The following is a 20,041-nucleotide window of genomic DNA, read 5'->3' as shown; positions in this document are numbered from 1 at the left end:
GGAGCCGAAGTCGGTCTGTGCGGGGTGATCGTCGTGGCCGGGGTCTGAGGGGCCTCTCCGTGGTCGCTAGACGGCTTCCACGGTTTCGGGCAGTTGTTCGATGAGGAGTTCGGTGAGCCGGGCGACCTCGGGTACGTCCCCGAAGTCCCTGGCGGCGGTGTCGACGGTCTTGCGGAGCCGCGTGTTGACGCGCTCGGAGCGGACCTTCTTGGCGACGCGCAGCGCCTTCTCCGCCGGCGCGGTGGACTCCTCGGGCTCGCCCTTGAGGAGGTGCACCGTGGCGAGGCCGATCAGATTGAGCGCGTACGAACGCTGGTGCTCGTCGTCCTCGCCGAAGAGCTGGACGGCCCGCCGCATGACGGGCTCGGCGAGCGAGGCGTAGGTGGGGCTGCGGCCCGCCACGTAGGCCAGGTCGCGGAAGGAGTGCGAGTTCTCGCCGTTCAGCTCGGCCTCGGAGAAGAAGCGGATCCAGTCGGGCTCGGGCTCGCCGTCGATGCCGGCGTCGAGGAAGGTGTCCTCGGCCATGCGGACGGCCCGCTTGCACTTGCTGGGCTGGCCCATGTTGGCGTAGGCGCGGGCCTCCATCGCGTACAGCATGGCCTGGGTGCGCGGCGTCGCGCAGTCCCGGCTGCCGTACTGGGCGAGGTGGATCAGCTCCAGGGCGTCGTCCGGGCGGCCGAGGTGGATCATCTGCCGGCTCATGCTGGACAGGACGTACGAGCCGAGCGGCTTGTCGCCGGCCTCCTTGGAGGCGTGCAGGGCGAGCACGAAGTACTTCTGCGCGGTGGGCTGGAGGCCGACGTCGTAGCTCATCCAGCCGGCCAGCTCGGCCAGTTCGGCCGCGCACCGGAACAGGCGCTTGGCGGTGGCGGCCGGCTGCGGCTCCTGGAGCAGGTCGGTGACCTCGTGGAGCTGGCCGACGACGGCCTTGCGGCGCAGCCCGCCGCCGCACTGCGCGTCCCACTGGCGGAACATCGCGGTGGTCGACTCCAGCAGGTCCAGCTCGGGCCCGGAGAGCCGGGACGGGCGGCGGGAGGCGTCAGCGGGCTCCGGCTCGGCCGGCGCGGCGGAGGCGACCGGCACCAGCCAGCGCTGCATCGGCTCGACGAGCGCGGGGCCCGCGGCGAGGGTGAGGGAGCTGCCGAGGAAGCCACGGCGGGCGAGCATCAGGTCGCTGCGCGAGAACTCGCTGAGCAGGGCGACGGTCTGCGGGCCCGCCCAGGGCAGGTCCACCCCCGCCACGGAGGGCGCCTGGTGCGGCGTGCGCAGCCCCAGGTCCTCGACGGCGACGACGCTGCCGAAGCGCTCCGAGAACAGCTCGGACAGGATGCGCGGGATCGGCTCGCGCGGCTGCTCGCCGTCGAGCCAGCGCCGCACCCGGGAAGTGTCGGTGCTGATGTGGTGGGCGCCCATCTGCCGCGCCCTGCGGTTCACCTGCCGCGCCAGCTCACCCTTCGACCAGCCACTGCGTACGAACCACGATCCCAACTGCCCATTCGGGCGCTTACCGGCATTCGAATCGCCTGCGCCGCTGCCACTCACTGGAACGCCCCCATCCCGCCGAATACTGTCGCGCGAAGCACTATCAGAATGCCCCGAACTCATTGTGCCCGTACGGGCGTTGCACCCGATCGAACAGGAAATCGGGTTGCCTCCGGCATACCCGTGGGCGCACATACTTCCACGGTTCGTGTACCGACGGTAATCCTACGATCACGGGCCCGGCGACCGCCTTTGCACAATCGCCACCATTCGCCACCCCTTCGACTGAACGCCACCCGCACGGGGCGCGATTCACTTGACAGGGCGATCAGCAGGAGGCGCAGGGATGCGTCCGGGGGCGCGCGGGCGGTTGTGCGCTCCCGTTCGTAACCACCGGCGAGTTGGACCCGTTGGAGGGGGCATGGGCTTCACGATCGGCGGCATCCGCGAAATGCGAACCGGAGCGCGGCGCCGCGGCCGTGCCGTCGGCGGCACCGCGGTGGCGGAGTACACCGGCCTGTGGGGCTGGGCCGTCGTGCCGGGCGCCCGCGCCGCGGACGGCGCCTGCTCGTGCGGGGACACCGGCTGCGCCGCCCCGGGCGCGCATCCGCTGGACTTCGCGCCCGAGGTGCCGGCCGGGACGACGCTCGACGCGGCGGCGCGCGCCTGGGCCGAGGTGCCGGGCGCCTCGATGCTGCTCCCGGTGGGCCGCAGCTTCGACGTGCTCGACGTGGCGGAGGCGGCCGGGCGCCGGGCCCTGGTGCGGATGGAGCGGATGGGCCTGCCGCTGGGCCCGGTCGCGGTGACCCCGCAGGGACGCGCGCAGTTCTTCGTCGCCCCGGGCGCCGCCGACGAGCTTCCCGGGCTGCTGTACCGGATGGGCTGGGACGACGCGGGGCTCGACCTGCGGGCGCTCGGCCCCGGCAGCCACATCACCGCGCCGCCCTCGGACCGGGGCGGCCTCGGTCCGGTGCGCTGGCTGCGGCCGCCCGGACCGGACAGCGCCCGGCCGCCCGAGGCCCGGCTGCTGCTCGGCACGCTGGCCTACCTCTGCCACCGCTGGGCGGCCCCCTGCGCCTGAGCGGGGTCCGACAACAGCGCGGAGCCCGGCCGCACAGCGTGTGCGGCCGGGCTCCGTGCGTCGTGCCCGGCCGGGTCAGTCCCCGATCAGGGCGTCCACGAACGCTTCCGGTTCGAACGGAGCGAGGTCGTCCGGCCCCTCGCCGAGTCCGACGAGCTTGACCGGTACGCCCAGCTCGCGCTGGACGGCGATGACGATGCCGCCCTTGGCGGTGCCGTCGAGCTTGGTGAGGACGATGCCGGTGATGGCGACGACCTCGGCGAAGACCCGCGCCTGCACCAGACCGTTCTGCCCGGTGGTGGCGTCGAGGACGAGCAGGACCTCGTCAAGGGGGCCGTGCTTCTCCACGACCCGCTTGACCTTGCCCAGCTCGTCCATCAGGCCGGTCTTGGTGTGCAGCCGGCCCGCGGTGTCGATGAGCACGACGTCGGCGCCCTCGGCGATGCCCTCCTTGACGGCGTCGAAGGCGATGGACGCCGGGTCGCCGCCCTCGGGTCCGCGCACGGTACGGGCCCCGACGCGCTCGCCCCAGGTCTGGAGCTGGTCGGCGGCGGCGGCGCGGAAGGTGTCGGCCGCGCCGAGCACGACGCTGCGGCCGTCGGCGACGAGCACCCGGGCCAGCTTGCCGGTGGTGGTGGTCTTGCCGGTGCCGTTGACCCCGACGACCATCACGACGCCGGGGGTCTCCAGACCGCCCTCCGTCTTGACGGCGCGGTCGAAGTCGGTGCCGAGCAGCGTGAGCAGTTCCTCGCGCAGCAGGGCGCGCAGCTCCTCGGGGGTACGGGTGCCGAGCACGCGGACGCGCTCGCGGAGCCGTTCCACCAGTTCCTGGGTGGGGGCGACGCCGACGTCGGCGGTGAGGAGGGTGTCCTCGATCTCCTCCCAGGTGTCCTCGTCGAGGTTGTCCCGGGACAGGAGCGCGAGCAGCCCCTTGCCGAGAGTGTTCTGCGAGCGGGCGAGGCGGGCCCGCAGCCGTACGAGCCGGCCCGCGGTGGGCTCGGGGACGTCGAGCGCGGGAGCTGCGGGCGCCTCCGGTTCGGCGGTCTCGGGGGCGGCCTCGGCGGGCGGGGCTCCGGCCTCCTCGATGGTGCGGCGCGATTCCTCGCGCGGCGTTTCGGCCTCCTCGCCGACATGGGGCTCGGCGGGAGGAGTGATGGTCGGCGTGCTCGACGGTGCCGGGGGCAGCTGCTTCTTCTTGCGGCTGCTGACCACGAGCCCGCTGATCACGCCGACCGCGACCAGGGCGATGACTACAGCAAGGATGACGAATTCCATAACCCACCCAGTATCAGTCACCCGGCCCGGCAATCGGGGAAGGGTGGGGTCCGGCGCAGAGCCGGAGGGGCGCGCGCTCCCGCGTTCGTTATGCGCTGTATGCCGGAAAGGTACGATCCTGGCCGTGGAGACCCGTGGCCTGGACCCCGTGCCCGACGAGGAGCGCACCGGCCGGGTCCGTGCCCTCTTCCCCACCTGGGCCGCGGCGAACATGACGGTGCTGCTGCTCACCGTCGGCGCGGGGCTCGTCGTGCTCAACCGGCTGAGCTTCTGGCAGGTGCTGGTCGTGGCGGTCACCGCGCCGCTCGTCTCGTTCGGCCTGGTGGGCTTCGTCTCGGTGGCGGGGAAGCGCGGCGGCGCCCCCGGCATGGCGCTGTCCCGGGCGGTCTTCGGCCAGCGCGGCAACCTGGCACCGGGGGCGCTGATCTGGGTCGCGCGGTGGGGCTGGGAGACGATGAACGCGGTCACCGGGGCGTACGCCCTGCTGACCGTGGGCGATGTGCTGTTCGACGTACGGACCACGCCCACGCTGATCATGGGGACGCTGCTCGCCTTCGTCGCCGGCAGCTTCCTGCTGTCGGGGCTGGGGCTGCGGGCGCTGCGGGTGTGCTGCACCTGGTCGGCGTACCTCTTCGGCGCCTTCAGCGTCCTGGTGCTGGGGCATCTGGCGGTCACGGCGCCCTGGCGGCTGGTGCTGGACCGGCCTCCAGGGCCGGCGTCGATGGTGATCGCGGGCGTCGGGATCCTGACGGCCGGCGGGATCAGCTGGGCCCCGTCCGGACCGGATTTCACCCGCTATCTGCCCCGCACCGCCCCGGGCCCGGCCCTGGTCGCGTTCACCGTGGGCGGGGCGGCCGTGGTGCTGCTGCCGATGGTGCTGATGGGCGCGGTGATGGCGGAGGCGACTCCGGCCCTGGCCGTGACCGGTGACCCGGTCTCCTTCATCGGCGCGCTGCTGCCGACCTGGCTCTCCGTTCCGTATCTCATCGTCACCATCACCGGCATGGTGCTCATCAACGCGATGTCGATGTACTCGGCCGGATTCACCGCGCAGACCCTCGGGTTCTCGCTCCCGCGCGCCTGGGCCGTCGGGGTGAACGCGGCGATCAGCCTGTTCCTGGGAGCGCTCCTGATGATGGTGGCGAGCAGTTTCATCGAGTCGTTCGTCTCCTTCCTGAATCTGCTCGCGGTGACGTTCTCGGCCTGGATCGGGGTCTTCGCGACGGACATGCTGCGCGGCCGTTCCTACGATCCGGTGGCACTCATGGACACCACTCCCGCCAGCGCCTACTGGTACACGGGCGGCGTCGCCTGGACCGCCGTCGCGGCCTGGGCGGCCGGTCTGGCGGTGGGGCTGCTCTTCACGGGCGTGGAGTGGTTCACCGGCCCGCTCGCCGGGACCTGGCCGGGGCGCAGCGGCCTGGGCTGGGCGGTCACGGTCCTCGTCTCCGGTGGCCTGTACGCGGCGCTGCCGCGCCCGGGGCGGGGCCGCGGGGTCGCCGCACCCCTCCACATTTGACGCATCGTCAGTTATGGTCGCGGCCCCGTCCCGGCCCGCCCGAAGGGGACCCGCGTCATGGCCTTCACCGTCGTACGGTTCAACCTCGTCGCTCCGGGCGCCACGCCCGCCGCCCTCTCGGCCCGGTACCGCGCGGCCCTGGAGATGGCCGCGTACGCCGACGCGCACGGCGTGGACACCGTCCAGACCGAGGAGCACCACGGGGCCGCGAACTCCTGGCTGCCCTCCCCCTTCGTCCTCGCGGCGGCCGTGTTCGGCGCGACACGCCGGATCGCGGTGACCGTCTCGGCGGTCATCGGCCCGCTGCACGACCCGCTGCGGCTGGCCGAGGACATCGCGGTGCTCGATCTGCTGAGCGCGGGCCGGCTGGCCACGGTGGTGGGGATCGGTTACCGGCGCGAGGAGTACGAGCGGGCGGGCGTCGAGTGGGCGGGGCGCGGCCGGCTCCAGGACGAGCTGCTGGAGACGCTGCTGACGGCGTGGAGCGGGGAGCCCTTCGAGTTCCGGGGCCGTACGGTGACGGTCACCCCGCGCCCGTTCACCCGTCCGCATCCGCTGCTGCTGGTGGGCGGCAGCTCGCGGGCGGCGGCGCGGCGGGCGGCCAGGCTGGGGCTGCCGCTGTTCCCGAGCGCGCATCTGCCGGAGCTGGAGGCGTACTACCACGAGCAGCGCGCGGTGCACGGCACGGAGGGGTTCTGCATGATGCCGTCGGCCGAGACGCCGCTGCTGCACGTGTCCGACGACCCGGACCGCACGTGGGCCGCGTACGGGGAGCATTTCCTGCACGAGGCACGTACGTACGCCTCCTGGCAGTCCGCCGGGATCCGCTCGGCCGTGCGCTCGGCGGCGACGACGGTGGCGGAGCTGCGGGACGAGGGCGTCTACCGGGTCGTCACCCCGAAGGCGTGCGCGCGGCTGGCCGGTGAACTCGACAGCCTGGTGCTGCATCCGCTGTGCGGCGGGATGCCGGTGGAGGAGGGATGGCGGAGCCTGCGGCTGTTCTGCGGGGCGGTCGGCGGGTGAAGCGCGTACGGCCCCGCTCGCGGACGCGCGCGGGGCCGTACGGTTTTCGAGGAGGGGGCAGCGGGGTCTTAGCCCATCTCCTCCAGCGCCTTGCCCTTGGTCTCCTTGACGAACTTGATGACGAAGGGGATCGAGAGCGTGGCGAAGCAGGCGTAGATGATGTACGTGCCCGACAGGTTCCAGTCGGCGAGGCTCGGGAAGCTCGCGGTGATCGCCCAGTTGGCGATCCACTGCGCGGAGGCGGCGACGCCGAGCGCGGCGGCGCGGATGCGGTTGGGGAACATCTCTCCGAGGAAGACCCAGACGATGACACCCCACGACAGGGCGAAGAAGAGCACGAAGACGTGGGCGGCGATGAGTGCGACCGTGCCCTGGGTGGTGGGGAGCTTGCCGTCGACCAGGTCGGCGGAGAAGGCCCACGCCTCGAAGGCCAGGGCCACGGCCATGCCGCAGGAGCCGGCGAGGGCGAGCGGGCGGCGGCCGACCCGGTCCACCAGGACCATCGCGATGACGGTACCGATGATGTTGATGATCGACGTGGTGAACGAGTAGAAGAACGAGTCGGTCGGGTCGATGCCGACGGACTGCCACAGCGTCGCCGAGTAGTAGAAGGCCACGTTGATGCCGACGAGCTGCTGGAACACCGAGAGGCCGATGCCGACCCAGACGATGGGCAGGAAGCCGAAGCGGCTGCCGAGCAGGTCCCTGAAGCTGGACTTGTGCTCGCGGCGCATCGCGGTCTCGATCTCCTCGACGCGCGCGTCGAGGTCGACGTTCTTGCCCTCGACCTCTTCAAGGATCTTCCGGGCGCGCTCCCGCTTGCCGATGGAGAGCAGGAAGCGCGGCGACTCGGGGATCGCGAACGAGAGGAGCCCGTAGAGGACCGCGGGCACGACCATCACGCCGAGCATCCACTGCCAGGCCTCCAGCCCGGCGATCTTGCCGCGCTGGTCGCCGTCGGCGATCTGGAGGATGCCGTAGTTGACCAGCTGGGAGACGGCGATGCCGATGACGATCGCGGCCTGCTGGAAGGAGCCGAGCCGGCCGCGGTAGGCGGGCGGCGAGACCTCGGCGATGTACGCGGGGCCGATCACCGAGGCCATGCCGATCGCGAAGCCGCCGATGATGCGCCACATCGCCAGGTCCCAGAGCGCGAACGGGAGCGCGGAGCCCACGGCGCTGATGGTGAACAGGACGGCGGCGATCTGCATGCAGCGGATGCGGCCGATGCGGTCGGCGATGCGGCCGGCCGTGGCGGCGCCGATCGCACAGCCGATCAGGGCGATGGCGATGACCTGGGCCAGCGTGCCCGAGCCGATGTCGTAGCGGTGGCGGATCGCCTCGACGGCGCCGTTGATGACGGAGCTGTCGTAGCCGAAGAGGAAGCCACCCATAGCGGCCGCGGCGGTGATGAAGATGACATGGCCGAGGTGATCCGGGTGGGCCGCCCTGGCTCCGGACTCCGGTCCCTGCGATGTGCTGGTCACATGAACTCCTGATGCCTGGCCGCAACGACAGGCGTGGGGGGTGAGCTCCTCCCAGTGGTACACAACTTCTTACCAGCTACCACTTGAAGGCAAAGTAGACGCCGCAGAGACTATGTCTTCAAGTTTTGAAGTCAATACCGGGGTAGGAGCCGGAACCACCCCCTGGTACCCCAAAGGTCAGGTTGAAGTCCTGAAGATTGCGTCAAAGCTCAGCGAAGGCGCTGGCTGATCACCTTCGAGACGCCGTCGCCCTGCATCGAGACGCCGTACAGGGCGTCGGCGACTTCCATCGTCCGCTTCTGGTGCGTGATCACGATGAGCTGCGAGCTCTCCTGGAGCTCCTCCATGATCCGGATCAGCCGCTGGAGGTTGGTGTCGTCCAGCGCTGCCTCGACCTCGTCCATCACATAGAACGGACTCGGCCTCGCCTTGAAGATCGAGACCAGCAACGCCACTGCCGTCAGGGACCTTTCCCCGCCGGACAGCAGGGAGAGCCGCTTGACCTTCTTGCCCGGCGGGCGTGCCTCGACGTCGACACCGGTCGCGAGCATGTTGTCCGGATCGGTCAGGATCAGCCGCCCCTCACCGCCCGGGAAGAGGCGCGAGAAGACACCCTCGAACTCGCGGGCGGTGTCCCGGTAGGCCTCGGTGAAGACCTGCTCGACCCGCTCGTCCACCTCCTTGACGACCTGCATCAGATCGGCCCGGGTCTTCTTCAGGTCCTCCAGCTGCTCGGAGAGGAACTTGTGCCGCTCCTCCAGCGCCGAGAACTCCTCAAGGGCGAGCGGATTCACCTTCCCGAGTTGCTGATACGCCCGTTCGGCCGCCCTGAGCCGCTTCTCCTGCTCGGCCCTGACGAACGGCCTCGGCAGGTTGCGCGGATGCTCCGGATCCTCGGGCAGTTCCTCGCCCTCGGCGGCCGGCGAGGGCGGCACCGGCTGGTCGGGCCCGTAGTCGGCCACCAGCCCGGCCGGCTCCACGCCCAGCTCCTCCAGGGCCTTCGTCTCCAACTGCTCCACGCGCAGCCGCTTCTCGGCGCCGAGCACCTCGCCCCGGTGCACCGAGTCCGTCAGCTTGTCCAGCTCCGCCTTGAGATCACGCCCCCGCAGCCGCTCGGCCCCCAGCTCGCGCTCCCGCTCCCCCTTCGACGCCTCGGCCGCCGCCCGCTCCCGCTCCGCCCGCACGACCGACACCTCGACGTGGGCCAGCAGCTGCCGGGCGCCCGACGCCACGGCGGACGCCACCTCGGCCTCGTGCCGCAGCCGGGCCCGGCGCCGCTCGGCCCGCGCCCGCGCCTCGCGCTCGGCCCGCGCGGCCCGGTCCAGCGAGTCGGCGCGCCCCGCCAGCGCCTTGACCCGCTCCTCGTGCGTACGGACCTGGAGGCGGGCCTCCATCTCGGTCTGGCGGGCGTTGGCACCGTCGGCCGCGAGCCGGTCGCGCACGCCGGTGTCCGGCTCGTCGTCCGCGCCGTCACCGGCCGCCTCCTCGGCGACGAGCAGCCGTTCGGCCAGCTCCTCGGCCTCCTCCGTGGCCCGCTCCAGCGCCTCCTGGGCACGGGCGGCCGACGCGTCCATGCGCTCGGCCTCACCGGCGGCGCCCCGCGCCTGACCGGCCAGCCGGCCGAGCTGCTGGGCCACCCCGGACCTCTCCCGCTCCACGGCCCGCCGCTGCTCCCCCAGCTCCTCGACCAGCGCCGCCGACGCGGTCCGCCGCTCGGCCGCGAGGCGCTGCGCCTCGGCCAGCTCCGTGCAGCGGACGGCCAGCTCGGCGAGTTCGGCGGCCGCCTCGTCCACGGACGCCTGCACTTCGAGGAGGCTCGGAGCGCCCGCCGAGCCACCGTGCGCGAAGTGCGCGGAGAGGAGGTCCCCCTCGCCGGTCACCGCCGTCAGCTCGGGACGGGCGGCCACCAGGTCCTCGGCGTCCTCCAGGGTGGAGACGACGACCATGTCCCGCACCAGCCTGCGGACGGCGGCCACCAGCCCGGCGGGGCCGCCGACGAGATCGGCGACGGCGGGCGCCCCCGGACCGGCGACGACGACCGGGACCGGCTGCCGGTCGGCGGCGCTGCCTCCGCGCTCCGGGGCGTCCACGGGCTCAGCGGCGTCCGCGGGCCGCCCGAGGCCGGCCACCGCCTCCGGGGCGGCCCCGGGCTCAGCGGCGTCCGCGGGTCCGAGGCCGGCCACCGCCTCCGGGGCGTCCACGGCCTGGGCGCTCTGCCCGGGAAGGACGACCTGCGGCGGGTGCCCCTGGGCCCCCTGCCCGGGTACCTGGCCCACCGCGTCCGCACCCCGGGGCACGCCGCCGAGGAGCAGGGCCGCGCGGCCCGCGTCCTGCTTGCGCAGCAGCCGGATCGCCTCGGCCGCCGTGGCCGGGTCCGCCACCGCGACCGCGTCCGCCGCCGCGCCCAGCGCCGCCGCCACCGCCACCTCGTACCCCGGGGCCACCGTCAGCAGCTCCGCCGCCGGTCCGAGCAGCCCGGCGAGCCGGTCGCGGGCCGCGAGCAGCACGCCCGTACCGTCCTTGCGCCGCAGCCCGAGGGCCAGCGCGTCGTGCCGGGCGGCGAGGGCGGCGCGCCGGCGTTCGGCCGCGGTGGCCTCCTCGCGGGCCCCGGAGAGCGCCGCCTCGGCCTCCTTCAGCTCCCGGCGGGCGGCCTCGTGGCGCTCGCCCAGCTCGGTGTCCCCGGCGTCCAGGCCGTCGACCTCGGCCTTCAGCTGCTCGTACTCCTCCTGGGCCGCGACCGCACGCTCCCGCGCCTCGTCGCGGGACGCGGCCAGCCGGTCGATCTCCGCCTGGGCCGAACCGGCGCGGCTGCGGGCGGCGTTGACCTGACCGTGCAGCCGGGCGAGCCCTTCGCGGCGGTCGGCCTGGGCGCGGGCGGCGTCCTTGAGCCTGCGCTCCTCGGCCGCCAACTCTCGTTCCAGCTCGGCGCGGTGGGAGGCGGTGTCCTCCAGCGCGTGTTCCGCCGCCTCCAGGGCCGCGGTCAGCTCCGCCTCCTGTTCGCGGATGCGGGCCGCCTCGCGCTCCATGTCCTCGGGATCGCGGCCGCGCCGCTCCTCCTCGGGCGGGGCGGTGGCGCTCTTCACCCGGGCGTCGGCCAGCGAGATCGTGCCGCGCACCCGTTCGGCCAGCTGGGACAGCTCGTACCAGGTCTGCTGGGCGCGCTGGAGCCGGGGGGTCAGCCGCCGCACCTCGTCCTCCAGCCCGGCCTCGCGTCCGAGTGCGGCCTTGAGTTCCGCCTCGGCGGCCTCCCGGCGCCGCTTGAGCGCGGCCTCGTCGGCGATCTCACCGCGCAGGGCGGTGCGCAGCGTCACGAGGTCGTCGGCGAGGAGGCGGAGCCGGGCGTCGCGCAGGTCGGCCTGGATGACCGCGGCCCTGCGGGCCACCGCCGCCTGGCGGCCGAGCGGCTTCAGCTGCCGCCGCAGCTCGTCGGTGAGGTCCTGCACCCTGGCCAGGTTCGCCCCCATCGCGTCCAGCTTCCGCAGCGCCTTCTCCTTGCGCTTGCGGTGCTTGAGGACGCCGGCGGCCTCCTCGATGAAGGCGCGGCGGCCCATCGGGTCGGCGTGCAGGACGGAGTCCAGCTGGCCCTGGCCGACGATGACGTGCATCTCGCGGCCGATGCCGGAGTCGGAGAGCAGTTCCTGGATGTCGAGCAGCCGGCAGGTGTCGCCGTTGATCTGGTATTCGCTGCCGCCGTTGCGGAACATGATCCGCGTGATCGTCACTTCGGCGTACTCGATCGGCAGGGCGCCGTCGGAATTGTCGATGGTCAGCGACACCTCCGCCCGGCCCAGCGGCGGCCGGCCGGTGGTCCCGGCGAAGATCACGTCCTCCATCTTGCCGCCGCGCAGGGATTTGGCCCCCTGCTCCCCCATGACCCAGGAGAGCGCGTCCACCACATTGGACTTGCCCGAGCCATTGGGGCCGACCACGCAGGTGATCCCCGGTTCGAACCGAAGGGTCGTGGCGGAGGCGAACGATTTGAAACCGCGCAGGGTCAGGGCCTTGAGGTGCACGCCGCCGGACTCTACCTTTCGCTCTCGGTTTCACCGATGAAGGGGCAGGGCACATCAGACGGTAAGGGAAGGGGTGTACGTCCGGGGCAGGACCTGCGCGGGGCGAAGGGGAAAAGAAAGAAGGGACGCCGAAGCGTCCCTTGTAATTCTGGATCACGCGTCTCACGACGAATCGTGCGTCTCCGTGAAGACGCGCGTTACCGGATCAATGACGAGGCCGAGGAGAAGCAGATCAACGCGATTCTGCGGCCGTCCGGCCCGCGATTGACCTTCAATGATCCGGTGATGATCCGGCGATGTGCCCGTGCGGTTGACGTGTACCGCCCGACCGGCCCGTGAGGGCCTCTCGATCGGGTCAGGTCAGCGCCGGCTCCGCCTGGGGTACGTCGATGTCGATGCTGTCGAGCAGCGACTCTTGGTGCTGGGCGGCGGCGTTGAGCGCGTCGTTCTCGTCCTGAATGCGTACGAGTTCGGACTCGAGGTCCTGGACGCGCTGCTGGAGCCGTCGCATCTCGGCGAGGAGTCGCGGGTCGGAACCGCCGACGTAACCGAGAAGCGCCTTTGCCATGATGGATGGTCCTCCACAATGAGTGACCGACCGATGCGGTGTGGGTCGTGAGGGATCGCACCCGCGGTGCTCGGCAGTGCCTCTGTGTCACTGCTGTCCTGCTGCCTACCAGCTCTGCCGAACAGCTAAGGTGCGCGGGGATTTCAGAGTCTCACCAAAAAGTTTGACGGTCAACACGATCACACCCCGCTGAGGCAGGCGTCCCGGGGGCGCACGGCGGGACGATCATGCCGCGCGACTCTCCAGCGGGGCCCTCAGGGGTCCGGAGATCATCGTTACTGCGGCAGCCTGGCACGCCAACCGAATCTTGGCAACCATCGGGTCATTCCGCAGGTCATTTCATGTGTACGCGCGACGGGGGCACCTGCCGTCACCCCGCGCCGCGCCTCGAACACGGCCCGAACACGAGCCCCTTTCCCGCCGGGTTCCGGTGCCGGGTCAGCGGATCGCGAATCCCTCATATCCTCCGCGCGGCGTGTCCCATATCTCAGTGACACCGTCAACGCGGCCGGGTGTGTCGTCCGACCGCAGCCACTCCAGGAGACGGTGGCAATTCTCACGCGGGCCCTCGGCCACGACCTGCACCCTGCCGTCGTCCAGATTGAGGGCGAAACCGGTGAGGCCCCCGATCTCCAAAGCGTTTGCCCTGGTGAACCAGCGGAACCCTACTTGCTGTACTCGGCCGCGTACCCAGGCGATGAGTCGCGCATCTTCGTTCATGCCCGAACGCTAGCCGGTCAATTACTCGCGGAGCACTTCTCTGCGAATCGCCATGGCGTACAGTCCCCTCGCAAAAGCTTCACTCGTTCGGGTGAGCGTGGGGCGCCGAAAACGGCGTCCAGGTCGTCAGAAGGGCACAGCAGATGGGACGCCATCGACGCATCGCCGCAGCTCCCGCCGCTGAGGAGTCCGCGGACGGGGCCGCCGGCCGGCGCCGGGAAGCGGGCCGCAGGAAGCGATCCGCGATACCCGTGCGCACGGGGCTGATAGGCGTCTCGGCGGCCATGGCCGTCGGAGCCGTCGCCGTGGCCTCGGGTCTGCTGCCCGGCGGTGACAGCCACACCGTGGGCGGCGGCCCGACCGTCGATCAGGTGCGCTCCCAGGCGGCCCCGGACCTGCTCACCCAGGGCGGCGCCACCACCGAGCCCGCCGACCGCTCCTCCGCTTCGGCGAAGGCCAGCCGCGGAACCGACCGCTCCACCGGACCCGCGAAGTCGCGTTCCACCAAGTCCGGCACGCCCTCCGAATCGGCGACCGCCTCCCGGTCGGCTTCCGCATCCGCATCGGCATCGGCCTCGCCTTCCGCTTCCGCCTCGCCCTCTTCCGCATCGCCCTCGAAGTCGGCCACGCCGACGAAGACCGCGGCCGGCAAGAAGGCGGCGGCCAAGAAGAAGGAGTCGGCCCGCCCCTCCTCCAGCACCTCCAAGGCACCCGCCACCACGGCGGCCGGGAGCAGCACCCCGGCGGCCCCCGCCGCCCCGAAGCCCTCGTCCTCCGCCCCGGCCCCGTCCAGGAGCAGCACCCCGACCGCCACCCCGGCCTCCGCCGAGGCCGCCGTGCTCGCCCTGGTCAACCAGGAGCGCGCCAAGGTCGGGTGCAGCCCGGTCACGGCGAGCGCCTCGCTGGCCTCGCTCGCCCAGAACTTCAGCGACGACATGGCCGAGCGCGGCTTCTTCGGCCACACCGACCCGGACGGGAAGACCCCCTGGGACCGGGCGGACGCGGCCGGTGTCTCGGGGCTCGGCGGCGAGAACATCGCCCGCGGACAGGCCGACGCCCAGGCCGTGATGGACGCCTGGATGAACAGCGACGGCCACCGGGCAAACATTCTCAACTGCGATTACAAGACCCTCGGCGTCGGCGTCCACCTCGGGGCCGGCGGCCCCTGGTGGACCCAGGACTTCGGCTTCTGACCGGCCTCCGGCCCGCCACCGCCGTACGCATCGCCCGTAGGCACCACCCCGTACGCCCCACTCGCTTCCCCATGGATTCCGCTGTCTCCAGGAAAGCGCTGTGCGGGCGTACGCTGGTTTTCATGGACCAGAGCACCGCATCGCCCGAGGAGCGGCAGGACGCCGATCTGCCGTTCGACGTGTTCTCCAAGCGGTGCCCCTCGCGCGGCCTGCTGGAACACGCCACCGGCCGCTGGGGCAGCCTCACGCTCGGGGCGCTGTACGAAGGGAGCCTGCGCTTCAACGCACTGCGCCGCCGGGTCGACGGGGTCAGCGAGAAGATGCTGTCCCAGACCCTGCACGCGCTGGAGCGGGACGGTCTGGTGCACCGCGAGGCACAGCTCGTCAATCCGCCCCGCGTCGACTACGAGCTGACCCCGCTCGGGCGCGAGGTCGCGGAGCGGCTGCTCGGTCTGATCCACTTCGTGGAGGGCCGCATGTCCGAGGTCCTGGCGGCGCGTGAGCGCTACGACGCGGCGCGCGAGGCCTGAGGCCGGGGCGGGCGCTGGCAGCGCGGGCAGTAGTAGCTCGACCTGTTCATCCAGGGGCGCCGCGCCATCGCCGTACCGCAGCGGTGGCAGGGCTCGCCCTCGCGGCCGTAGGCGTCGAGCGAGCGGTCGAAGTAGCCCGATTCGCCGTTGACGTTCACATAGAGGCTGTCGAAGCTCGTGCCGCCCTGGGCCAGCGCCGCGTTCATCACGTCGCGGACGTGGCCGAGCAGCTCGGCGGACCTGGGGCGGGTCAGCGTCGCGGTCGGGCGGTCGTAGTGCAGCCGGGAGCGCCAGAGCGCCTCGTCCGCGTAGATGTTGCCGACCCCGCTGATCAGCGACTGGTCGAGCAGGGCGCGCTTGACCGTGGTGCGGCGCAGGCGCAGTGCCGTGTGGAAGGCGGCGTCGTCGAAGGCCGGGTCCAGGGGGTCGCGGGCGATGTGGGCGATGATGTCGGGCAGGCCGTCGGGGGTGTTCTCGTGGAGCGAGAGCCCGCCGAAGGTGCGCTGGTCCACGAACCGCAGCTCGGTGCCGACGGAGTCGGCGAACCTGATCCTGATCCGCAGGTGCTTCTCGTCGGGCGCCCCCTCGGGCTGGACGAGGAGCTGGCCGCTCATGCCGAGGTGGCCGAGGAGTGAGTCCGCCGCGTCGTCCAGCGGCACCCACAGGTACTTGCCGCGGCGCATCGCCGTCCCGAAGCGCGCGCCCGCGAGCCGGGCCGCGAAGTCCACGCCGCCCGCGAGGTGGCGGCGGACCGCGCGCGGGTGCAGGACCTCGACCTCAGCGGCCGTCCGGCCGGCGACCCAGCGTTCCAGACCGCGGCGGACGACTTCGACCTCGGGCAGTTCGGGCACGGTGTCGCTCCTGGCTCTGCGTCTCGAACGGGACGGTGACGGGTGGGGTGCGGACAGGGAGAACCCCCCGGCGCACGACTGGCACCGGGGGGTTCTCGCAGGTCAGGCGGGAGCACCGTCCGTGGAAGGCGACGGGCCGGCAGGGGTGTCGGCGACCCCTCCGTCGGCCGCGGCCTTCGCCGCGGCCTCCCGCGCCTGGGCTGCGGCGCTGATCTCGCGCCAGGCGGACTCGGCCGCCTGCTGCTCCGCTTCCTTCTTGCTACGGCCGGTGCCGGTGCCGTACGAGACACCACCGACGCGAGCAGCAGCAGTAAAGGTCTTCTCGTGGTCCGGGCCGGTCTCCGTGACGAGGTACTCGGGGACTCCGAGGCTCTCGCTCGCGGTGAGCTCCTGGAGGCTGGTCTTCCAGTCCAGGCCGGCGCCGAGGTTCGAGGACCTGTCGATGAGCGGGTCGAAGAGCCGGTGGACCAGCTCCGAGGCCGCGTCGAGGCCCTGATCGAGATAGACCGCGCCGATCACCGCTTCAAGGGTGTCGGCGAGGATGGAGGCCTTGTCCCGGCCACCCGTGCCCTCTTCACCGCGGCCGAGCCGGATGAAGGAGCCGAGTTCTAGGCCGCGGCCCACTTCCGCAAGCGCACGCGAGTTGACCACCGCGGCCCGCAACTTGGCCAGCTGGCCTTCGGGCAGGTCGGGGTGGGTGCGGTACAGCGTGTCCGTGACCACCAGGCCGAGCACGGAGTCCCCTAGGAACTCCAGCCGCTCGTTGGTGGGCAGACCGCCGTTCTCGTACGCGTACGAACGGTGGGTCAGCGCACGCACCAGAAGGGCGGACTCGATCTGATAACCGAGCCGCCCTTCCAGAAGCGTGTGGGACGAGGCTGTGTTGACGTTGTCTGCCTGCTTCTTGGCGTGGGACAACTCAGACATCGGGCCTCTCACCAGCCGCTCAGACCTCGAGGACCTGGCGCTTGTTGTACGTGCCGCAGCTGGGGCACGCGATGTGCTGCAGCTTCGGCTCCTGGCAGCGCTCGCACGAAACCAGGGTGGGGACCGCAGCCTTCCACTGCGACCGGCGGTGGCGCGTGTTGCTGCGCGACATCTTCCGCTTCGGAACAGCCACGGCTACTTCTCCTGCTTCTTGTCGACGCCGGGTGCGGCGCCGCCCATGTTGTCCTTCTCGCCGTCCTGAACGGTCTCGGCGAGTCCTTGCAGTGCCGCCCAACGTGCGTCGACGGCATCGTGGTGGTGGCCCGGATTCTCGTCCAGCCTGATTCCGCATTCGGAACACAGACCGGCGCAGGTCTCCTTGCACACCGGCTGCATCGGCAGTGCGAGCACCACCGCATCACGCAGCACGGGTTCGAGGTCGAACAAGCCGTCCTCTAGGAAATACCTGTCCTCGTCGTCCTCGGCGTCGTCGACCGGGTCCGCCGTCTTGCCACGGTTCCGGTCATCGGCGTCAGGGTACGAGAACATCTCCTGGAAGTCCGCCTCCACCTCACGGCTCAGCGGCTCCAGACACCTTACGCACTCCCCCTCGGCCGTCGCACGGGCGGTGCCGGTGACGAGCACACCCTCCATGACGGATTCGAGGCGGACCTTCAGCTCCACCGGGGCGCCTTCCGGCACTCCGATGACGCCGGCGATACCGAGATCGGCGGGGGCGTCCGCCGTGCGGGTCAGCCGCTGCATGGCACCGGGACGCCGACCCAGCTCGTGCGTATCGAACACGAGGGGGTTTCGGTGGTCGAGGTGGCCGTTCAGGGCTTCTCCTGCTTTCGGATCGAACGCGTCACGCGCGGTGGGGGTGGGAGGGGCCGACCGGTCCGGAGTCGAAGCGGGCAGCCGGGATCGCGGACATGCGCGCGACCGAGGATCCAGGATACTGGACTCACCGCTCAGCTCCCAATCCGGGCCCGCGCGGCATGATCGCCCAGGGTCAGCGCTCCTGCTCGTAGCGGCGCAGCTGGTCCAGGTCGATCATGCTGGTGTCGAACAGACTGGTCTCGTCGAGGGCGCCCTCGCCGTGCTGCTGGAGCGGCTGCTGCGCCGGTACGGGCTGCTGCCAGGCGTCGTAGCCGCCGCCCTGTGCCGGCATCACGGCCTGGGCCTGCTGGTCGTAGCCCTGCTGCTGGTAGGCCGCGTACGGGTCGGGCTGCTGCTGGTAGCCGTAGACGTCCTGCTGCGCGGGATCCTGGTAGGCGTCCTGCCGGGACTGGTCCTGATAGGTGTCCTGCTGCGGCTGGTCCTGGTAGGCGTACGTCTGCGCGTACTGCGGCTCCGGCTGGGCGGGGTACTGCGGCTCGGACTGGTGGGGAACCTGGAGCGGCTGCGGGGTGGCCACCTCGGCCAGTCCGGCCCAGTGGTCCTCGTCGCTGGTGTGGCCCTGGCTGCCCGCCGCGTCCTGGGCCGCGATGTGCGCGCCCAGCTCGTCGGTGGCGACCCGGCCGTGCAGCTTCTGCCGGCCCCGGCCGACCGCCTCCAGGGTCTTGGCGAGCACCGCCTCGAAGGCGCCGAGCTTGGTGTCCACGTACTCGTCGGCCCGGCGCTGGAGCGTGGCCGGGTCGGCGCTGCGCTCGGGGGCCTCGGTGAAGTCCGGGTCCTCGTAACCCTGGTCGTCGAAGCCCTGGCCGCGGCCGAGGAGCTTCTCGCGGCCCCGGTCGACGGAGCCGATGGTCTTGGTGAGGACGACCTCGAAGTTGGCGAGCTTGCTGTCGACGTACTCGTCGGCCTCGGCGCGGACCTCTTCGGCCTCCTTGCGGGCCTCGGCGAGAATCCGGTCGGCCTCGGCCTGGGAGCGCCGGGCGATCTCGGTGTCGGAGACCAGGGTGGTGCGCTCGGCGTGGGCGTTCTCGATGATCCGGCCGGCCTCCTGGCGGGCCTGCTCGACCAGTTGCTCATGACCGCCGATGACCTCGGCGGCCTGGGCGAGCGAGCCGGGCAGGGCGTCGCGCACCTCTTCGAGCATCGAGAGCAGGTCGGCGCGGTTGACCACGCAGGATGCCGACATGGGCATGGACCGGGCGTTCCCGACCGTCTCGACGATCTCGTCGAGCTTCTTCTGCACGTCCACCGTGTGCTCGCCACTCTCTACTGCCGATTGGAGACGGACGGGACGACTGTACGGCCAGTCGGCGCCCGTCCGACACCTGCGGGGTGCGCGGCTGACGCCCTGTCAGCGGCTCAGCGCTGCGCGAGGCGTTCGGTCAGGACCTCGTGGACGACCGGGGGCAGCAGGTGGGAGACGTCGCCGCCCCAGGTCGCCACCTCCTTGACCAGGGAGGACGACAGGAAGCTGTAGGTGGGGTTGGTCGGCACGAAGAGCGTTTCGACGCCGGAGAGCCCGTTGTTCATCTGGGCCATCTGGAGTTCGTAGTCGAAGTCGCTGACGGCCCGCAGGCCCTTCACGATCGCCGGGATGTCGCGCTCCTTGCAGAAGTCGACCAGCAGTCCGTGGAAGGACTCGACCTGGACGTTGCCGAAGTCCGACGTGACCTGGCGGATGAGCTCTATCCGCTCGTCGACCGTGAACAGGCCCTTCTTGGACTGGTTGATCATCACCGCGACATGTACGACGTCGTACAGCTTCGAGGCGCGGCCGATGATGTCGAGATGTCCATTGGTGATGGGGTCGAACGACCCCGGGCATACGGCGCGGCGCAACTTGATTCCCTCGCTCTCCGGTCCGGTCATCGTGCGTCTTCGCACGTAGCGGCGGCGCGACCGTACCAAAGCGTTCCCTCGCCGTAGCGACGGGCCCGCAATGGCTCGAATCCCTTGGGCCAGCTGAATTCTCCGCCTCTGGTGCTGCGTTCCACGGTGACGAGCGCGTCGGCTGTGAGCCACCCCTGGGAACGGAGTGTGAGCAGGATCTCGCCAAGATCGTCGTCGGTGACGGCGTAGGGCGGGTCCAGGAAGACCACGTCGTACGGCTCCGCGGGTGCCGGGCCCGTCACGATCTGTTCCGCTTTGCCGCTGCGGACCTCGGCGCCGGGCAGGCCCAGGGTGCGGGCGTTGTCCCGGACCGTGCGGACGGCCTTGGTGTCGGCCTCGACGAGCAGGGCGTGGGCCGCGCCCCGGGAGAGCGCTTCGAGGCCGACGGCGCCCGAGCCCGCGTAGAGGTCGGCGATCCGGATGCCGTCCAGGGTGCCGAGGAGCGCCTGCCAGGTGGAGAACAGGCCCTCGCGCGCCCGGTCGGAGGTGGGGCGGGTGCCGGTGCCGGGCGGGACGGCCAGGCGGCGTCCGCCGGCCACGCCTGCGATCACGCGGGTCATGGGTGACTGTTCCTCGGGTCGGGGC

The 20,041-nt window shown here is 71.6% G+C and carries 18 protein-coding genes; 5 read left to right on the top strand and 13 right to left on the bottom strand.

Annotation, left to right across the window (positions count from 1 at the left end; genetic code table 11):
- Window positions 1-66: 66 nt before the first annotated feature.
- Window positions 67-1,542 carry a hypothetical protein gene (locus tag B082_RS0110565; protein ID WP_026249642.1) on the bottom strand — a complete coding sequence of 492 codons (1,476 nt, stop codon included), beginning with the start codon at window positions 1,540-1,542 and terminating at the stop codon, window positions 67-69.
- Between the two features lie 361 nt (window positions 1,543-1,903).
- On the opposite strand from B082_RS0110565, the gene B082_RS0110560 reads away from it, so the two are divergent.
- Entirely contained in the window at window positions 1,904-2,563 is a 660-nt protein-coding gene (locus B082_RS0110560) for a bifunctional DNA primase/polymerase (protein ID WP_018551759.1), read from the top strand.
- Window positions 2,564-2,638: 75 nt separating this feature from the next.
- Here the strand turns inward: B082_RS0110560 and ftsY are convergent, their stop codons facing one another.
- A complete protein-coding gene (ftsY, locus tag B082_RS0110555) occupies window positions 2,639-3,838 on the bottom strand; it encodes a signal recognition particle-docking protein FtsY (protein ID WP_018551758.1) in 1,200 nt (399 codons plus the stop codon).
- 124 nt (window positions 3,839-3,962) lie between these two features.
- Here ftsY and B082_RS0110550 point away from each other — a divergent pair, with 124 nt between their 5' ends.
- A complete protein-coding gene (locus tag B082_RS0110550) occupies window positions 3,963-5,357 on the top strand; it encodes a purine-cytosine permease family protein (RefSeq protein ID WP_018551757.1) in 1,395 nt (464 codons plus the stop codon).
- 57 nt (window positions 5,358-5,414) lie between these two features.
- Window positions 5,415-6,380: an LLM class flavin-dependent oxidoreductase gene (locus B082_RS0110545; RefSeq protein ID WP_018551756.1), complete on the top strand. Its 966-nt coding sequence runs from the start codon at window positions 5,415-5,417 to the stop codon at window positions 6,378-6,380.
- A gap of 68 nt (window positions 6,381-6,448) precedes the next feature.
- On the opposite strand, the gene B082_RS0110540 is transcribed toward B082_RS0110545, so the two are convergent.
- The 4 genes from B082_RS0110540 to B082_RS0110525 all read right to left on the bottom strand — a co-directional run bounded on the left by B082_RS0110540 (window position 6,449) and on the right by B082_RS0110525 (window position 13,168).
- The gene (locus B082_RS0110540; protein WP_018551755.1) at window positions 6,449-7,867 is read right to left on the bottom strand and encodes a sugar porter family MFS transporter; all 1,419 of its coding nucleotides are present in this window, start codon (window positions 7,865-7,867) and stop codon (window positions 6,449-6,451) included.
- A gap of 209 nt (window positions 7,868-8,076) precedes the next feature.
- Window positions 8,077-11,880: an AAA family ATPase gene (locus tag B082_RS0110535; RefSeq protein WP_018551754.1), complete on the bottom strand. Its 3,804-nt coding sequence runs from the start codon at window positions 11,878-11,880 to the stop codon at window positions 8,077-8,079.
- A gap of 355 nt (window positions 11,881-12,235) precedes the next feature.
- Complete coding sequence (locus B082_RS0110530; protein ID WP_018551753.1) at window positions 12,236-12,448, bottom strand: hypothetical protein; 213 nt, start codon at window positions 12,446-12,448, stop codon at window positions 12,236-12,238.
- A gap of 438 nt (window positions 12,449-12,886) precedes the next feature.
- Window positions 12,887-13,168, bottom strand: a complete 282-nt coding sequence (locus B082_RS0110525; RefSeq protein ID WP_026249641.1) for an acylphosphatase — start codon at window positions 13,166-13,168, stop codon at window positions 12,887-12,889.
- Between the two features lie 143 nt (window positions 13,169-13,311).
- On the opposite strand from B082_RS0110525, the gene B082_RS0110520 reads away from it, so the two are divergent.
- Window positions 13,312-14,361: a CAP domain-containing protein gene (locus B082_RS0110520; protein ID WP_026249640.1), complete on the top strand. Its 1,050-nt coding sequence runs from the start codon at window positions 13,312-13,314 to the stop codon at window positions 14,359-14,361.
- A 122-nt stretch (window positions 14,362-14,483) separates the two neighbouring features.
- Window positions 14,484-14,891, top strand: coding sequence for a winged helix-turn-helix transcriptional regulator (locus B082_RS0110515; protein ID WP_018551750.1), 408 nt, complete (start codon window positions 14,484-14,486; stop codon window positions 14,889-14,891).
- On the opposite strand, the gene mutM is transcribed toward B082_RS0110515, so the two are convergent.
- From mutM to rsmD, 7 genes are all read right to left on the bottom strand, one after another.
- Window positions 14,867-15,742, bottom strand: coding sequence for a bifunctional DNA-formamidopyrimidine glycosylase/DNA-(apurinic or apyrimidinic site) lyase (gene mutM, locus B082_RS0110510; protein ID WP_018551749.1), 876 nt, complete (start codon window positions 15,740-15,742; stop codon window positions 14,867-14,869). The two genes, B082_RS0110515 and mutM, sit on opposite strands and share 25 nt — an antisense overlap.
- A gap of 102 nt (window positions 15,743-15,844) precedes the next feature.
- Window positions 15,845-16,669, bottom strand: a complete 825-nt coding sequence (rnc, locus tag B082_RS0110505) for a ribonuclease III (protein ID WP_026249639.1) — start codon at window positions 16,667-16,669, stop codon at window positions 15,845-15,847.
- Window positions 16,670-16,688: 19 nt separating this feature from the next.
- Window positions 16,689-16,862, bottom strand: coding sequence for a 50S ribosomal protein L32 (rpmF, locus tag B082_RS0110500; RefSeq protein WP_003965982.1), 174 nt, complete (start codon window positions 16,860-16,862; stop codon window positions 16,689-16,691).
- Between the two features lie 2 nt (window positions 16,863-16,864).
- Window positions 16,865-17,473 (bottom strand): YceD family protein, encoded by a 609-nt coding sequence (locus B082_RS0110495; RefSeq protein WP_037709851.1) that lies wholly within the window; start codon window positions 17,471-17,473, stop codon window positions 16,865-16,867.
- A 208-nt stretch (window positions 17,474-17,681) separates the two neighbouring features.
- Window positions 17,682-18,815, bottom strand: a complete 1,134-nt coding sequence (locus tag B082_RS0110490; protein ID WP_018551746.1) for an ATP synthase F0 subunit B — start codon at window positions 18,813-18,815, stop codon at window positions 17,682-17,684.
- 110 nt (window positions 18,816-18,925) lie between these two features.
- Window positions 18,926-19,405 carry a pantetheine-phosphate adenylyltransferase gene (gene coaD, locus B082_RS0110485; protein ID WP_199783788.1) on the bottom strand — a complete coding sequence of 160 codons (480 nt, stop codon included), beginning with the start codon at window positions 19,403-19,405 and terminating at the stop codon, window positions 18,926-18,928.
- Between the two features lie 26 nt (window positions 19,406-19,431).
- Entirely contained in the window at window positions 19,432-20,016 is a 585-nt protein-coding gene (gene rsmD, locus B082_RS0110480) for a 16S rRNA (guanine(966)-N(2))-methyltransferase RsmD (RefSeq protein ID WP_018551744.1), read from the bottom strand.
- Window positions 20,017-20,041 lie beyond the last annotated feature (25 nt).

This window comes from Streptomyces sp. ATexAB-D23 (assembly GCF_000373645.1).
In the GTDB taxonomy this organism is placed as follows: domain Bacteria; phylum Actinomycetota; class Actinomycetes; order Streptomycetales; family Streptomycetaceae; genus Streptomyces; species Streptomyces castrisilvae.
Note: the sequence above shows the minus strand (reverse complement) of the source record. Positions and strands in the feature narration are given on the sequence as shown.

What these genes read in the sequence shown, in the direction of transcription:
- B082_RS0110520 (WP_026249640.1), top strand. Translation starts at nt 13,312, where the DNA reads ATGGGACGCCATCGACGCATCGCCGCAGCTCCCGCCGCTGAGGAGTCC.
- rnc (WP_026249639.1), bottom strand. Translation starts at nt 16,669, where the DNA reads ATGTCTGAGTTGTCCCACGCCAAGAAGCAGGCAGACAACGTCAACACA.
- B082_RS0110545 (WP_018551756.1), top strand. Translation starts at nt 5,415, where the DNA reads ATGGCCTTCACCGTCGTACGGTTCAACCTCGTCGCTCCGGGCGCCACG.
- B082_RS0110530 (WP_018551753.1), bottom strand. Translation starts at nt 12,448, where the DNA reads ATGGCAAAGGCGCTTCTCGGTTACGTCGGCGGTTCCGACCCGCGACTC.
- B082_RS0110560 (WP_018551759.1), top strand. Translation starts at nt 1,904, where the DNA reads ATGGGCTTCACGATCGGCGGCATCCGCGAAATGCGAACCGGAGCGCGG.
- B082_RS0110525 (WP_026249641.1), bottom strand. Translation starts at nt 13,168, where the DNA reads ATGAACGAAGATGCGCGACTCATCGCCTGGGTACGCGGCCGAGTACAG.
- B082_RS0110515 (WP_018551750.1), top strand. Translation starts at nt 14,484, where the DNA reads ATGGACCAGAGCACCGCATCGCCCGAGGAGCGGCAGGACGCCGATCTG.
- ftsY (WP_018551758.1), bottom strand. Translation starts at nt 3,838, where the DNA reads ATGGAATTCGTCATCCTTGCTGTAGTCATCGCCCTGGTCGCGGTCGGC.
- rsmD (WP_018551744.1), bottom strand. Translation starts at nt 20,016, where the DNA reads ATGACCCGCGTGATCGCAGGCGTGGCCGGCGGACGCCGCCTGGCCGTC.